We start from the raw sequence: 15331 nt of genomic DNA, 5'->3' as shown, positions 1-15331 counted from the left end.
ATGTGGTATTTCGCTTGGATATTAGGTGTTTTACTGGCGTGCTCTTTCGGCATTATTAATGCGATGTGGTTGGAAGCAACGGAAAATATGGATCGACCCGAAGACCAAGAATAGAAGTGGAGGTAGGCTGGCAGCAAGAACACGCCGTTATCCCATCCATGGGGGCTTCGCAGCGGCATCCCTGCCGCTGAGAGTTCTTGCAGCCAGCCCACCACTTCAAAAAAAGTTAAAAATAAACGAAACAACATAAAAAGATAGAAACGAACAGTGATTAAAGAAAAGATTCCCAGCAGACAAACACTTACTCAGTGGTGTAAGGAGATGGATAGCGCGCAATCGCTTGGCTTGCGCCGTTCGCTTATGTCACAGGTAGCGGTTAAGTGTTTGTCGCTTTTTTCTTTAATAATTGGCTTTTATTACTTTTCTAATATTGCCCAAGACTGGGTGGTGAATAAAACGCCCGCTACCCGTGGCGATATAGTAGGGCTTTCTAGCTGTTTAGCGTTGTGCTGGTTATTCCAAGGCGCGTTTAACGCCCTTTCCAGTAGGGGGAAGGTGAAGGCACTTGATAAACTTGAAGCACGTTTGAAACAGGTGTTTGTGGCGCGTCAGCATGCGCTAATTCGCCAGCACTCGGTTTATTACTGGCAAACCCTTTGGCTGCAGCACATACAGGCTTTTACTGATTGGGCGCTAGAATATCGCGTGCAGCAAATGATCGCTGTAATAGTGCCACTGCTGGCTTTGGCCGTTATTTTCTATGTAAATCCTGTGATTGGGCTTGGTTTGCTACTGACACTACCGGTTGTGCCACTTTTTATGATCATCGTGGGGAAAGGGGCGGCAGCCTTGCATCGGAAGCACTTTGTTGCGCTTGAACGACTGGGCAGTTTGTTTACTGACCGCTTGGCCGCACTGCCCATGTTGGCAAGTTTTCAGGCCCATCAAAAACAAACTGACCTGCTGAAACAAGCCAGTGAAAACTTAAATGCGCGAACAATGAAAGTGGTGAGTGTGGCTTTTCTATCTAACAGCGTCCTCGACTTTTTTGCCACGCTTGCCGTGGCCTTAGTGGCAGTATTTATCGGTTTTTCATTGCTGGGCGAATTAACTATTGGGCCAACAATAACATTACAGCAAGGTTTGTGGGTGCTGCTTACTGTTCCCCTGCTATTAAGTGAAATGAAAAAGTTGGGCCAGGTATATCATCAAAAAGCACAGGCAGAAGCCGCGCAAGACGAACTATATCCTTTATTTTCTATTCCTATTCAAGCTCACGCACAAGATAAAACGCATTCAGACGAAAAGGTAGAAGGCTATTTTGAAAGTATAAATAAACGACCAAGTGAATCTTTGCTTACAGCCTCTAACGTTAACGTTTTTGAGATGAACGCCTCTCTTTATAGTTCATTATCTTCTTGTGAAAGCGAAACCCCAGTGCTGCTCTGTGCAGATCGCCTTAATGTTTCCAAAGGCGATAAAATTTTACTTAGTGGCGCCTCAGGCTCCGGAAAGACGCTACTTCTAGAAGCACTGGGTGGGCAACGCCCCGCTTCCCACAAATTTAACGAACCGGTTGTGTGGATCACTCAGCACCCAGTGGTTACACCAGGTTCGGTACGAGAGAACCTATGCCTTGACGATAGTTTTACGGATGAAGCGCTTAACGAGGTACTGCAAGCGGTAGAACTCGGCCCGTGGCTAACGTTATTGCCTTATGGGTTAGACACGGTAATGACAGACTACCCATTACTTTCTGGAGGCGAAGCACAGCGCCTGTCCTTGGCTAGAGCATTGCTTAGAAAAGTAAATATCTGGCTATTGGACGAGCCAACAGCGCATTTACCAGATTCCCAACACCATAGACTGGCCCAACTCATCAACCGATTAGGTGAGAATAAAACGCTTATATGGGCTTCACACAAAGCACTGCCCGCCAATTGGTTTACACACTTCTGGGCTATTAAAGATGGTAAGGTAAAAGTCGCTTCAATGGTTAGCCAAAACGAAGATCAGGAGGCGACAAATGAATAATGCTAAACCTGCCTATATAACCTTATTGCTCGCGCTACTGCATGGTGTAGCAGGCATAAGTATTCTGGTTATTTCTTCTTGGTTCATTGCAGTCAGTGCAATTGCGCCGGTGGGCTTTAACTATGTCATTCCTGCTGTTGTTATCCGCGCACTTGCGCTACTTCGCATTGCATCAGGCTACGCCAGTATGTGGGTAGGTCATAACGATTTGCTGGCGCGGATAGCCAATATAAGGTTGTCTGTATTTAGTCAGCTTGAAAACGCGCAAATTAATGAAAAAGCATTAACGACAGAAGCGCTAGCCCAACACACAGAAGAGCTTGCTAGCCGCTGGATTGCGTGGATAGCGCCACTATCTAGCGCGACGTTTATTTTTACGTGTCTTTGTGCGGTGGCTGTGGGGTTTGGCTTTCCTGGGGCAGGATTGCTAATTGCATTGTTTGTTGTGTGGTCAATCGCCTTGGTATTACAAGGGATAGGGGCGCTTCGTATAGCTAAGCGTGCGACTCACGCCAATGCCCAATTTAGACAAGGGTCAACCAACTTTCTAAACAGTAGTGCTATCTGGCATTTAAGTACAGCGTTTACGAATATGCGCGAAGGCAAAACGACCTGTGCAGATGAAAGTCATACTTTGCAAGGTCCAGAACGCGACGTTGCCAGAAACTTAGAGACCGCAGAGGCAAGCGCCCCAGATATAAATATAAAAGACGTGAGTGCTAAAGTAGTATGGCTCGAAAAGATAGCGCAAAAAAATACCGCGAATCGTATGGCGTGGTGGTTTCAAGGGATGGCATTTCTATTGGTTGTGTTAACAATGTCTGGGGCCTTTTCCATTGCATCAGCGCTGCTTTTTACACCCATCGCGATTGTCGTGCCCATGGTATTACTTGCGGCGCCCGATTGGGCGGGAAACGCTTTTTCAAGCATATCTAAGTTTGCGCAATACAAGCAAAGTGTAAAAGCGCTTCAGCAGATGAAAGCGACACCCATTAAAATGCTTTGTGAAAGAGAGATAAATACCGCGGTAACGTTAACTGAGTTTTCGGTAACAGGTCGTCGCACGAGCAAGGTGAATACTAACTTGCCAGCAAGAGGCGTGGTTTGTGTCACAGGTTCCTCTGGTTGTGGAAAGTCATCTTTGCTTCAGGGTTTCGCGGGGTTGCTTCCTGCTCACGGGAAACGAAAGATTGATGGTGTTAATCTGCCACCCGGCTTAGTCACAAACTGGCGCTATGTTGAGCAAGAACCCGTTATATTATCCGGCAGTCTTGCCTTGAATTTAGACCCTGCTGGAAGGGGCATATCACACAGTGAATTCATTACGCTAATGCAAGAGTTAGGGTTGGAGAAGCTTTTGCCTTTAACGACGTGGGTAGGCAAAGCCGGAAGACCATTGTCCGGTGGTGAAAGAAAACGCGTCGCGCTAGCTCGGGCTATTTTGGCTAAACCACGGGTACTACTTGTTGATGAGCCGTTCGAAGGCTTAGACATTCACACACAACACCGTGTCTGTACCGTGTTAAATCGCTATGCAAAAGATAATCTAGTGATTATTGCTTCACACGTCACCCCTAAAGCCCTAGTGGTGCGAAAAAACGTACAGTTAGACGGAGCGAGCATTGTTACCGTCAATGGCGACCATCGCGCTACTTTGTAGCGTACTGCTCGAAGTCTTTTGTAATGTCTTCTAGGCTTCTTCCTTTCGTTTCAGGGAAGAGTTTTGCAACCAGAATCAAACTGACTAAGGCAAAACCACCGTATATGGCAAAGGTGGCAGCGGCGCCCAAATTGGCCAATTCCCAAGGAAATACCATTTGCACCAAGAAACTTGTCAGTGAGTTCACCATTCCCACTAAAGATATAGCGAGAGCTCGGGTTTGATTAGGAAAAATCTCGGCCAGCATGGCCCACATCACAGGCCCCAGCGACATTGCGAACGAGGCGACAAAGGCGATAATACCAAAAAGTACTAATGGCGCATTCATAGTGATACTGCTAGTGAGCAGCGACTGCTGATAAGTATCGTATTCGTTACTTGTCAGCGTGGTTTTAAGAGCACGTTTGAAGTCGACATCAGAAAAATAGGTTTCCTCTATGAGTGGCGTAAGTTTGGCTGCCACAGAAGGACTTTCTTGAGAAAGCGTTACAACCGCGGTTTGCTGTATTTGATATGTCGCCTGTTTAAAACCATAAGTGCATATAGCCATACTGATCACTACGCCGGTAAGGCCTATCAGTAACAAGGGCTTTCGGCCCCATTTATCGATGGTCAGCATGGCGGCTATTGTGAACGCGACGTTAACTACGCCAATCAATACCGCTTGCATAAAGGCTGCATTGGTACCTACACCACTTTGTTCAAAAATAGTGGGGGCATAGAAAAAGATAACGTTGATGCCGGTAATTTGCTGGGCAATAGCGATAATAATGCCCACCATCAGAGGAAAACGCATGGCTTTTGTTTTCAAAAAACCAAGGCGCTCGCCAAGTGACCACGACTTCTCTTTCAGCGATGACGAAATGTCTTCAACCAGCGCCTTGGCCTGTGCGTGGTCGAATAGGCGGTTAATTACCTGCTCTGCCTCTTCCTGACGCCCCTTCAATACCAACCACCGTGGACTGCGAGGAATAGTAAAAAGCAAACTAAACCATAGAAGTGCAGGGATAATTTCTAGGCCCAACATGTAGCGCCACAAATGTGTATTTAAACCTATGTCGGTAACCCAAGGCGTTCCGCTATTGCTAAGCTGCAGTAAATAATAGTTTGTGAAATAAGACAGGGCGAAACCAAACACAATATTGAGTTGGTTTACCGACACCATTTTTCCTCTATTTTGCGGTGCGCTAATTTCCGAGATATACAGAGGCGCAATGATCAGCGAACAAAATGCGATGCCCCCAATAAAGCGAGAGAGCACTAAAAATGCAAAGTTTGGCGCAAGTGCAGAGCCAACCGATGATAACAGATAAAGAAACGCAACCAGAATAAGCGCTTTTCGCCTGCCTATTGCGTCACTGATGCCGCCTGCAAACAGCATGGCGATAAGCGCCCCTAACGTGGGGGAGCTCACAACAAACCCTTGCTGCCAGTCATTTAAACCAAATTCAGCATCTATAAAACCGTTTGCGCCTGCAATGACACTGGCATCGAAGCCAAAAATAAAGCCTCCAAGAGAAACGATCAGGGTGTAGTAAAGCGACGGAGACAGGGCTTTTTTCATTTTATAGGTTGCCTAAAGTATCCCTATTTATCATTTCAGGAACAAACAGATGCTCAATGGGTATCGGGCTTTTTATGTTATATACATGTTGAAGCACCCAATAAGCCGCCATTTCTCCCATTGCATGAATAGGGTTATTAATTGTAGTAAGTTTAGGGTATAGGTAGCGCGCAAGTAATACGTTATCGAAGCCAACGATGGAAAGTTGACTGGGAATATCAAAACCAGCTTCTCTTGCTGCTGTCATGGCACCTGAAGCCATTTCATCGTTCGCGCAAACTAGCGCAGTCAAATTAGGATAGTGTGTTTGAAAGTGAAGCATGCCTTCTTGGCCCGCCGATTCGTGAAAATCGCCTTCAAATACACTGTCGTCTTTAAATGCAATACCCGCCTCTTTCAGAGCGCGCTTATGGCCAGCTAGTCGGTCACTGGCGTCTTTTTTAAACAGTGGGCCGCTGATATACGCTATCTCTGTGTGGCCCGCATTGATTACAGCTTGTGTGGCCATGTAGCCACCTTGCTCGTTGTCTACGACAAAGCAATTGTCGGGCAAATCATCGACTTTACGGTTAATAACGACAACGGGGATGTTGCCGTCGACGAGTTGTTTGAGGTAATCATCAGAGACGGCTTCTGCGTGTAAAATGAGTGCATCACAACGACGACTTTTCAAAAACTCAATGGCCTCGTGTTCACGTTTTTCATCTACGTGGCCGGCGGTGATAATAACGTGCTTACCATTTTGTTTTAGTATCTGTTCTACCGTGCTCATCAAGTCACCAAAGTAAGAGCCGTGCAGTTCTGATACGAGTAAGCCGACGCTATTCGTGCGGTTCGACGCCAGAGATTGGGCAATCGCGTTAGGCTGGTATCCCAATGAAGCCATTGCATCTTCTACTTTCTTACGCGTGCGCTCACTTACCCTTGCGTTGCCGTTCATAACGCGAGAAACGGTGGCTAGCGAGACCCCCGCAGCTTCAGAGACTTGATAAATAGTTGCCATACAGTCGGTTACTTGTCCTTATTTAATACCGCTAATGTACCCATTTATACGGCTCTTCACCAGTTCTGAGTAGGCTAAAGCACTTTGCTTTAAAATCCGTTTCTGCGTCTCGTAGTCTACATAAACAATGCCAAAACGTTTCGAATAGCCCAGCGCCCACTCAAAGTTGTCCATCAAGCTCCACGCAAAATATCCGCGTATATCGACTCCTTGTTCCATAGCTTGGTTGACGGCATTTAGGTGGGAGTGGAAATAGGCGGTTCGGTCATCATCTTTTACTTCGCCGTCAATGAGTTCATCATTCATAGCCGCCCCATTCTCAGTGATGTAAATAGGCGGCAGTGCATAGCGCTTATGTAGGTCGACTAATAACTCAGTGAATGCGTCAGGGGTAATTTCCCAGCCCATAGCTGTAAGTTCGGTGGTAGCTGGAGGGACAACTTCAAACCAATCTGCACCGTCGCTTTTATACAAAGTGCGCGTGTAAAAGTTAATGCCCAAGTAATCGATGGGCTGTGAAATAATGTCCATATCACCGTCAAGAATCTCAGGCCTGACATCTGCATCGAGTCTGTTGATAACATCAGGGTACTTGCCTTCAATAATTGGCTGTAAGTACCATTGATTGTGGTACTCATCGGCAAGTTTTGCCGCTTGAAGATCTTGAGCATCATTGCCCACTGTGTGGCAGTTACTGAAGTTGAGCACAACACCGTTTTGGCTTTTTGGACAAAGACGTTTTAGTACCTTAAGCGCTAGACCATGGGCTAGCAGTAGGTGATGCGCAGCGCGTCGCCCATTCGCCATACCTGTTTTGCCTGGCGCGTGGATCCCTTCCTCATAACCCAAGTACGCTGAGCAGAAAGGTTCATTTAATGTGGCGTAAGAATACACCTTTTGACCCAGCGCGTTTGCGACAGCTTCGGCATATTTTTCAAATTCAAAAGCCGTGTCGCGATTGAGCCAGCCGCCGTTGTCTTCAAGATGCTGCGGAAGGTCCCAGTGATAAAGTGTCACAAATACCTTCATGCCACGTCTGATAACCTCATCCACCAGGTTCACGTAAAACTGCATACCGACTTCGTTCACCGTGCCGTCTTGGTTCATCACGCGAGGCCAGGAGATAGAGAGACGGTAGGCATCCAAGCCTAGCGAATCGATGAGTTCGATATCCTGTTTCCAACGCTTTACATGGTCGCAGGCAATATCACCATTGGTGTTATCAGAAATGGTATTTTCTTCTTCACAGAACGTGTCCCATATGCAGTCCAATCTTCCCTCTCTGTCGCCTTCTATTTGAAAGCTCGATGTAGCGACACCAAACAAAAAATCTTTCGATAACATCATAGAATTAGAAGGAAGGTTAATTTCTGGCATCGTGAGAATGTCCTGATTATTACAAAATCTTATATTTACATTGCGCAATACAAAGTAAATAACATCATATTTACATTGAATTCAATAACGCTTCATGTAATTATCTGCTCAATGTAAGCGCTTACAAATGACTTTTACAGCTATTGTGAACTGGTTTGTGTAAGCGCTTTCAAATTTAAATTTATCATTAATTCGAAAAATAGCAACAGAGGTTATTCGTGGACACACCAATACAGTCTAATATTTCAGACACCCAAGAGGGAGGCGCGAACGGTGGTTACCGCTTTGCTATCATCTCGCTTACAACGTTGTTTTTCATGTGGGGTTTTATAACGTGCTTGAATGACATACTTATTCCCTACCTCAAAGGAGCATTCAGCCTAAGCTTCACGCAAGCGATGCTGATACAGTTTTGCTTCTTTAGTGCCTATTTTATTGTCTCTTTGCCAGCAGGTATGGTGGTGTCGCGCATTGGTTATCAAAAAGGCATTGTACTTGGGTTAGGTATAGCCTGTGTTGGGTGTTTACTGTTTTTTCCAGCGGCCTCTAGCCAGATATACGGTGTTTTTTTACTCGCGCTTTTTGTACTTGCTTCTGGGATAACTATCCTTCAAGTCTCTGCAAATCCTTACGTTACTGCGCTTGGCGATCCGAAAACCGCCTCTTCACGTCTTACAATGACGCAGGCGTTCAACGCGTTTGGAACCACCGTGGCCCCGTTTTTTGGTTCTTACCTGATATACGGCGCGACCGGTGAGCATGGCGGCGGTACGCCGAGCGCCTCCGACGTTCAGGTGCCTTACCTCATTCTAGCGGGCTTGCTCCTTCTCTTAGCCCTTGTTTTTATGTATTTAAAGTTACCAAAACTGAATCACACAAGCGCAAGCACAGGTGTGTTTAAGGGCGGCGCATGGCATCACAAACACCTTGTTTTGGGTGCGGTAGGGATCTTCATGTACGTAGGTGCTGAAGTTGCTATTGGTAGTATGTTGGTGAATTATCTAGCTAGCCCTGCGGTGGGTGGACTGACCGAGGCAGGCGCTGCAAAACTGTTGGCTTACTACTGGGGTGGGGCCATGGTAGGTCGCTTTATCGGTGCAGTAGTCATGCAAAAAATCTCTGGCGGCTATGTATTGTGTTTTAACGCCTGTGTGGCAATCGCACTTATTTTGTTATCTCTTTCAAGCACTGGCAGTGTGGCGTTGTGGAGTATTCTCGGTGTCGGCCTCTTTAATTCCATCATGTTCCCTACTATCTTTAGCCTTGCCCTACAGCAATTGGGTAAAGACACACCTCAAGGGTCAGGTATTCTATGCTTGGCCATTGTTGGTGGAGCAATTGTGCCTTTGCTTCAAGGAATGCTGGCTGACTCGATCGGCGTTGCACTATCGTTTTTACTTCCTGCTTCTTGCTATATTTATATTGCGTATTATGGCCTTGTCGGAAGTCGTGTATCAAAATTTCAACCCACTGAAAAGTAACGAGGATTTATAATGCGAAAACGTCTTATCGCTAAAGTGGTTACCGGTGCACTGGTTAGCGTTTTAGTCAGTGCGTGTTCAAATGATGAAAACGCTCCTTCAGTTAACAGTGCCAAGGTTAAAACGAGCAAAGCCGGTGAAATATGGCCTGCGCTTAATATTGAGGTTAAAGCTGACCCGACGGTAGAAAGTAAAGTGTCAGACATTCTTTCTACTATGACGCTTGAGCAAAAAATTGCGCAGATGATTCAGCCAGAGATTCGAAATATCACTGTTGAAGATATGCGCCAATATGGGTTTGGCTCCTATCTTAATGGCGGGGGGGCATTCCCGAATAACGACAAACATGCGACGCCAGACGACTGGGTAGCACTTGCAGAGAAACTCTATCAAGCGTCTATTGACGACAGTTTAGATGGCTCAACTATTCCTACTATGTGGGGCACCGACGCAGTTCATGGTCATAACAATGTTATTGGTGCGACCTTGTTTCCCCATAACATTGCCTTAGGTGCAGCGAATAACCCTGCGCTTGTTGAAAAAATTGCGCATATCACGGCTAAAGAGGTTATGGCAACGGGGATTGATTGGGTGTTTGCACCGACCGTTGCCGTGGTCCGCGACGACCGCTGGGGCCGGACCTATGAAAGTTATTCTGAAGACCCTGCTATTGTTAGAGAATATGCCGCTTCAGTGGTAAAAGGTCTTCAAGGTGCAGCCGACAAAGACTTCTTAAGCGATCAGCGTGTTATTAGCACAGTTAAACACTTCGTGGGTGACGGTGGCACGGTGGGGGGAGATGACCAAGGCGATAATGTGGCTACTGAACAAGACTTGTTTGATATTCACGCGCAAGGCTACGTGGGCGGATTGACCGCGGGGGCACAGTCAGTCATGGCATCATTTAACAGCTGGAATGGTGAAAAGCTCCACGGACACAAGTATTTACTCACCGATGTACTTAAAGACCAAATGGGTTTTGACGGCTTCGTGGTAGGTGATTGGAATGGCCACGGTCAAGTAGCAGGTTGTAATAATGAAGACTGTGCGCAAGCAATCAACGCCGGTTTAGATATCTTTATGGTGCCTAATGATTGGAAGGCACTTTACGACAATACCCTTGCTCAAGTAAAAGATGGCACGATTGCGATGTCGCGAATTGACGATGCGGTTCGTCGAATATTGCGTGTCAAAGTGCGTGCAGGTCTGTTTGACAAACCTAGCCCAGCGAATCGTCCGCTATCGGGAGACCGCTCTTTGATAGGTAAAGCTGAACACCGTGAAGTGGCGGCACAAGCAGTACGCGAATCGCTAGTGCTGCTAAAAAACAAGGATAAGACATTACCGCTTTCGGCGAGTAAACGCATACTCGTTGCCGGTGATGGTGCCGATAACATTGGTAAGCAATCTGGTGGCTGGAGTATTACGTGGCAAGGCACGAATAATACTAACGATGATTTTCCTGGCGGCAGTTCTATCTATGACGGTATTAAAGCTCATGTAGAAAACGCTGGTGGAAATGTGCAGCTTTCGGTTGACGGTAGTTTTGAAACAAAGCCTGACGTCGCGATAGTGGTGTTTGGCGAAGAGCCCTATGCTGAAGGCCATGGCGACAGAGAAACCTTAATTTACCAGCACGGCAGCAAGCAAGACCTGGCGCTACTTGAAAAGCTTAAGTCACAGGGTATTCCGGTAGTATCGGTATTTATTAGCGGCCGCCCGATGTGGGTTAATGCTGAGCTAAATGCCTCAGATGCATTCGTCGCTGCATGGTTACCTGGTTCTGAAGGGGCTGCAGTAGCCGATGTACTTTTTGGTAAGCAAGACTTTAAAGGCAAGCTGTCCTTTTCTTGGCCGTCAGAACCTCAGCAAATTGTAAATAAAGGCGATGAAACCTACGAGCCGTTGCTTCCCTATGGTTTTGGATTAACGTTTAACGATGACAATGTTTTAAGTGATTCGCTAAATACTGACATTAGGGTAAGTGCTGATAACAGTCAGCCAATGGAGATTCTCAACGGCGCTGTTCAGTCGCCCTGGGTATTGTGGCTATATTCTGGTGACGATGCATTAACAGTAAATGCGAGCACCCACACCATTGGTGCCATAACGTATCGCACCGTAGATAAAGTTGTGCAAGAAGATGCTCGCAAAGTGACATTCGACGGTTCTGAGTTCGCGGCAATGCGTTTTGCAAGTAAGAGCTTTTTCCGTGAAGATCTCAGTGCGCAATTACTGACGAAAGCATCGCTGAGCTTTAATATAAGTCGTCATTCAGAGATTACTCAGCCTGTTACTGTGGGTATGAATTGCGAGGGCGAAGGTGATGCACCTGGCAGTTGTTCAACGCAGATAGACATTAGCGATCAGCTTAAAGCCATGCCTGCAGACACCTGGACGAATGTAAGCATTGACCTACAATGCTTTGTCGACAATGGCATTGATTTTACAGGTCTTGTAGTGCCGTTCGAACTGGGTAGTTCAGGTAAAGCGAGTTTGAGTGTGGCTGATATTCAATTCATGCCTGATTCTGCTGAGTCAGCGAGCATTAGCTGTCAGAATTAAACGTTTTTTACAAATACAGTAAAATCCGATGATAGAACGTCGTTATGGTCTGAAAGGCCATGGCGACGTTTTTTTATTCATTGTGATTTTACGCGCTACGAAATTTAATCATAGAATTTACCCTCCCCAACACGTCGGCTCTGTGCTTTCTTTTTTGCATTTAAATGTAAGATATTATGGCCAGTAGTGACCGTTTTTGACAGCGCTAGCGCATTGCTGTCACGTCTTCTTTATCTTTATTTTGTTAATTAAAAACAATGGTTTGAGTTTGTTTTTTGATAGGCTTTGTTCGTGGTTCTACGTTTTTTTATTTACAGGGATTTAACTTTTCCGTGTCTTTCTTAGGTAGTGCTTGAAACGTTTTTTAAACACTTTTTTAATTGTTATTAAAAATTAACATTCATTAGACACTTGCATTACATCTATTCTGATCGTATTGTTTTATGTAAGCGCTTTCAAAAATTCCGCACTCTTTTGTAAGCGCTTACATTGGGTATCGAATTTAGATATCAAATTTAAGTATCGAATTAAAAGTGTGGGGTGAGGGCAACGCTCTTGAAGCTAGCGCTTTTCCTACATCCCTTAAACAGTAATGCTGGGATACACATGACTACATTTAAGAAAACACGTTTGGCATCTAGCATGTCATTAGTACTAGGCGCACTTGTAGCGTCTCCAGTACATGCGCAGGAAAGCGACAAAGAAATCGAAGCAGGAAACTTTGAAGTTATTGAAGTAAGCGGTATTAGAGAAAGTTTGACGAAGGCCATGCTGACTAAGAAAGCAGCATCTGGTGTTGTTGACGCTATCTCTGCTGAAGATATTGGTAAGTTTCCTGATACGAACTTGGCGGAATCTTTGCAACGAATTACTGGTGTTTCGATTGATCGCTCTCAGGGCGAAGGTAGTCGAATTACAGTACGTGGTTTTGGTCCAGACTATAACTTGGTGACGTTAAACGGTCGTCAAATGCCTGCGGCGAACATTGCAGCCACTTCCGCATCGTCTTCACGTTCATACGACTTTGCTAATTTGGCTTCAGAGGGTGTGTCAGCGGTAGAAGTGTACAAGACAAGTCTTGCATCCCAGCCTACAGGTGGCATCGGTTCTACGGTTAACCTCGTTACTGCAAAACCACTGGCAAACCCAGGAAGAAAGGCCACGATAACGGCAAAAGGCATGATGGATGGTTCAACCGAGACCGGTAGCACTATCACGCCACTCGTGTCGGGCATCTACAGTGAAACGTTCAACGACGATAAGTTTGGTATTCAGATTATCGGTTCTTATCAAGAGCGTGACGGTGGGCAAGCCAGTGCAGAGACGGGCAACGGTTGGTACACCATCAAAGGTGATGGCGGTGACTGGGGTTCACTTCCTCGCGATGGTTCATTTACCAATATTCCTGGTCCAAACGATGTTTATTCCACACCTCGAAACCTTGCATATAACTTTGATGAATTCAGCAGAACAAGAACAAATGGCCAATTGACACTTCAATATGCGCCTAATGACAGAATTACTACATCATTAGATTACACCTACTCTGAGTTGGAAGTTCAAACGCAGAGGCAGCAGCTTTCTACGTGGTTCAACGGTCTTCCTGCCTATGGTGAATATACGCCTGGCACGAACTCCGAAGGCTCTGTAATGGGCCCAGTGATTTACGCTGATTCCACATGCTGTGACATTGGCTTAGGTACGTCGGATACGTCAACCTATAACGAAAATAAATCACTTGGTTTCAACGTAGAGTGGGTTGCAACTGACAACCTTACGTTAGAGTTGGACGTGCATTCATCTACCGCTGAAGCCGGCCCTTCTAATGACTTAGGTACTGACAACGTGGTTAGCGCCGTGTCATTCGACCGCGTATTGACGGAAGTTGACTATTCACAAGACTTCCCAGTAATGGATATTACTTATGCAGATGGCGTAAATGGATTAGATCCTTCACGCATGTCTACATCGGGTACGTCATTTAGAAATAGCTACATGAAGTCTGACATTGACCAGCTTCAGTTCCGTGGTAACTACTTCTTCGACGAAGGCACAATCACCAGCATTGACTTCGGTATTACAGCGATGGAAGCGAAGAACCGCTCTGCATATTCCGTTGCGCAGCGTGACACCTGGGGTGGTTATGGTACGGCTGACGACTATCCAGATGACATCTTCATTCAAGAAGATCTGCCTAGTCGTTTCGATGATGTATTAGGAAGTAATGGTGCTGACCTAGAACCCTTCTATTATTCATCAAATATGCAGGACCTTATCAGTGCGATAAGCGCAGTAGCTGCAGCAAATGGTGAAACTATCAGTCCATGTGGTACGCGTCTATGTATGGACCCTAATTACCAAGTCGACCGTCGTGTGACTGAAACCCAAATCGCTGCGTATTTGCAAGCAAATATGGAGTTTGAGTTGGCTGGAAAACCGGTATGGGTGAGTGCGGGTCTGCGCTACGAAGACACTGAAGTAGAGTCTACGGCTCTTGTACCTCAGTTCACAACGATTCAGTGGTCAGGTGCAAACGAGTTCAACGCAGTGATTGACGGCGAAACGTTCACCACACTTGAAGGTGGCTATGATCACTTCCTTCCATCACTTGATTTCAAGATGGAACTGAAAGAAGACTGGTACGTAAGAGCGTCGTACAGTGAAACCATTACACGTCCTGGGTATGGCGATATTCAAGGTGGTTTGACGGTGAATCAGCTTGCGCGCTTTAACGGCGGTACAGGTAATGCGGGTAACCCAAATCTATTACCATTTGAATCAACAAATATCGACTTCTCAACGGAATATTATTACGGCGAAGGCAGTTATGTATCTATCGGTTACTTCGACAAAACAGTAGATAACTTCATTGGTTCAGATACGTTCGTAGATACGATTTTTGACTTACCAACCCCGTTTGGTGGACCGCGTTATGATGAGGCTGTTGCCGCATTAGGTACAGACGATGCGGGCGCCGTATTAGAGTACTTGCGAGCAAACTTCGGTGACCCGGTTCAAGGTATTCGCGGCGAAGATCCGTTGCTGCCTATTACGGTGACTCAGGCGGTAAACTCTGATACGTCTCGTTCAGTAGACGGCTTCGAAATGGCGGTTCAGCATATATTCGGTGAGACGGGCTTCGGTGTTATTGTTAACTATACTACGGTAGACGGTGACGTTACCTACGATAACTACAACACGAACAAAGGAGAAGGTGTACAAAACCAGTTTGTGCTTCTTGGTCTAAGCGATACGGCAAACGCAGTCCTTTTCTATGAAAAAGACGAGTGGGAAGTGCGTGTTGCATGGAACTGGCGTGATAAGTTCCTGTCAGGCACCGTTGACGGAAACGGTGAACGTAACCCAACCTACATAGAAGCCTACGATCAAATTGATGTTAACGTGCGTTATAACGTTAATGAAAACCTTGAACTCTTTGTTGAAGGCATTAACGTAACTGGCGAATATCAGAGATCGCATGGCAGACATCCAAATATGCTTATGGGCATTTATGATGTAGAGCCTCGCTACAATGTTGGTGTCCGTTACAGCTTTTAATAATTACTAAGTTGTAACTTAAAGAGCGTTGTGGCTTTTGCCGTAACGCTCTATTTTTATCTGCGTTATAAATAGAGTAGTGTTCATTA

The 15331-nt window shown here is 45.9% G+C and carries 9 protein-coding genes; 6 read left to right on the top strand and 3 right to left on the bottom strand.

The window, feature by feature from the left end; translation table 11 throughout:
• From cydX to GVO63_RS12910, 3 genes are all read left to right on the top strand, one after another.
• The gene (gene cydX / locus GVO63_RS12920) at positions 1-114 is read left to right on the top strand and encodes a cytochrome bd-I oxidase subunit CydX (protein ID WP_012519975.1); all 114 of its coding nucleotides are present in this window, start codon (positions 1-3) and stop codon (positions 112-114) included.
• A 207-nt stretch (positions 115-321) separates the two neighbouring features.
• The gene (locus tag GVO63_RS12915) at positions 322-2034 is read left to right on the top strand and encodes an ABC transporter transmembrane domain-containing protein (RefSeq protein ID WP_159580422.1); all 1713 of its coding nucleotides are present in this window, start codon (positions 322-324) and stop codon (positions 2032-2034) included.
• Positions 2027-3694, top strand: coding sequence for an ATP-binding cassette domain-containing protein (locus GVO63_RS12910; RefSeq protein ID WP_159580392.1), 1668 nt, complete (start codon positions 2027-2029; stop codon positions 3692-3694). The genes GVO63_RS12915 and GVO63_RS12910 overlap by 8 nt, the downstream gene beginning before the upstream one ends.
• Here the strand turns inward: GVO63_RS12910 and GVO63_RS12905 are convergent.
• Genes GVO63_RS12905 through GVO63_RS12895 form a run of 3 tightly spaced genes read right to left on the bottom strand, consistent with a single transcriptional unit; the run spans position 3684 to position 7638 of the window.
• Positions 3684-5258 carry a sugar porter family MFS transporter gene (locus tag GVO63_RS12905; protein ID WP_159580390.1) on the bottom strand — a complete coding sequence of 525 codons (1575 nt, stop codon included), beginning with the start codon at positions 5256-5258 and terminating at the stop codon, positions 3684-3686. The genes GVO63_RS12910 and GVO63_RS12905 overlap by 11 nt on opposite strands.
• A gap of 1 nt (position 5259) precedes the next feature.
• The gene (locus GVO63_RS12900; protein ID WP_159580388.1) at positions 5260-6261 is read right to left on the bottom strand and encodes a LacI family DNA-binding transcriptional regulator; all 1002 of its coding nucleotides are present in this window, start codon (positions 6259-6261) and stop codon (positions 5260-5262) included.
• Between the two features lie 18 nt (positions 6262-6279).
• A complete protein-coding gene (locus GVO63_RS12895) occupies positions 6280-7638 on the bottom strand; it encodes a GH1 family beta-glucosidase (protein ID WP_159580386.1) in 1359 nt (452 codons plus the stop codon).
• A gap of 218 nt (positions 7639-7856) precedes the next feature.
• On the opposite strand from GVO63_RS12895, the gene GVO63_RS12890 reads away from it, so the two are divergent.
• From GVO63_RS12890 to GVO63_RS12880, 3 genes are all read left to right on the top strand, one after another.
• Positions 7857-9119: a sugar MFS transporter gene (locus GVO63_RS12890; RefSeq protein WP_159580384.1), complete on the top strand. Its 1263-nt coding sequence runs from the start codon at positions 7857-7859 to the stop codon at positions 9117-9119.
• Positions 9120-9131: 12 nt separating this feature from the next.
• Positions 9132-11684: an exo 1,3/1,4-beta-D-glucan glucohydrolase gene (locus tag GVO63_RS12885; protein ID WP_159580382.1), complete on the top strand. Its 2553-nt coding sequence runs from the start codon at positions 9132-9134 to the stop codon at positions 11682-11684.
• A gap of 606 nt (positions 11685-12290) precedes the next feature.
• The gene (locus GVO63_RS12880; RefSeq protein ID WP_201285106.1) at positions 12291-15242 is read left to right on the top strand and encodes a TonB-dependent receptor; all 2952 of its coding nucleotides are present in this window, start codon (positions 12291-12293) and stop codon (positions 15240-15242) included.
• Positions 15243-15331 lie beyond the last annotated feature (89 nt).

The organism is Alteromonas sp. KUL106, from assembly GCF_009811415.1.
Classification (GTDB): domain Bacteria; phylum Pseudomonadota; class Gammaproteobacteria; order Enterobacterales; family Alteromonadaceae; genus Alteromonas.
This window is presented reverse-complemented; position numbering and strand designations above follow the sequence as displayed.

Coding starts and splice junctions, on each gene's coding strand:
- cydX (WP_012519975.1), top strand. CDS start 1: ATGTGGTATTTCGCTTGGATATTAGGTGTTTTACTGGCGTGCTCTTTC.
- GVO63_RS12915 (WP_159580422.1), top strand. CDS start 322: ATGGATAGCGCGCAATCGCTTGGCTTGCGCCGTTCGCTTATGTCACAG.
- GVO63_RS12910 (WP_159580392.1), top strand. CDS start 2,027: ATGAATAATGCTAAACCTGCCTATATAACCTTATTGCTCGCGCTACTG.
- GVO63_RS12905 (WP_159580390.1), bottom strand. CDS start 5,258: ATGAAAAAAGCCCTGTCTCCGTCGCTTTACTACACCCTGATCGTTTCT.
- GVO63_RS12900 (WP_159580388.1), bottom strand. CDS start 6,261: ATGGCAACTATTTATCAAGTCTCTGAAGCTGCGGGGGTCTCGCTAGCC.
- GVO63_RS12895 (WP_159580386.1), bottom strand. CDS start 7,638: ATGCCAGAAATTAACCTTCCTTCTAATTCTATGATGTTATCGAAAGAT.
- GVO63_RS12885 (WP_159580382.1), top strand. CDS start 9,132: ATGCGAAAACGTCTTATCGCTAAAGTGGTTACCGGTGCACTGGTTAGC.
- GVO63_RS12880 (WP_201285106.1), top strand. CDS start 12,291: ATGACTACATTTAAGAAAACACGTTTGGCATCTAGCATGTCATTAGTA.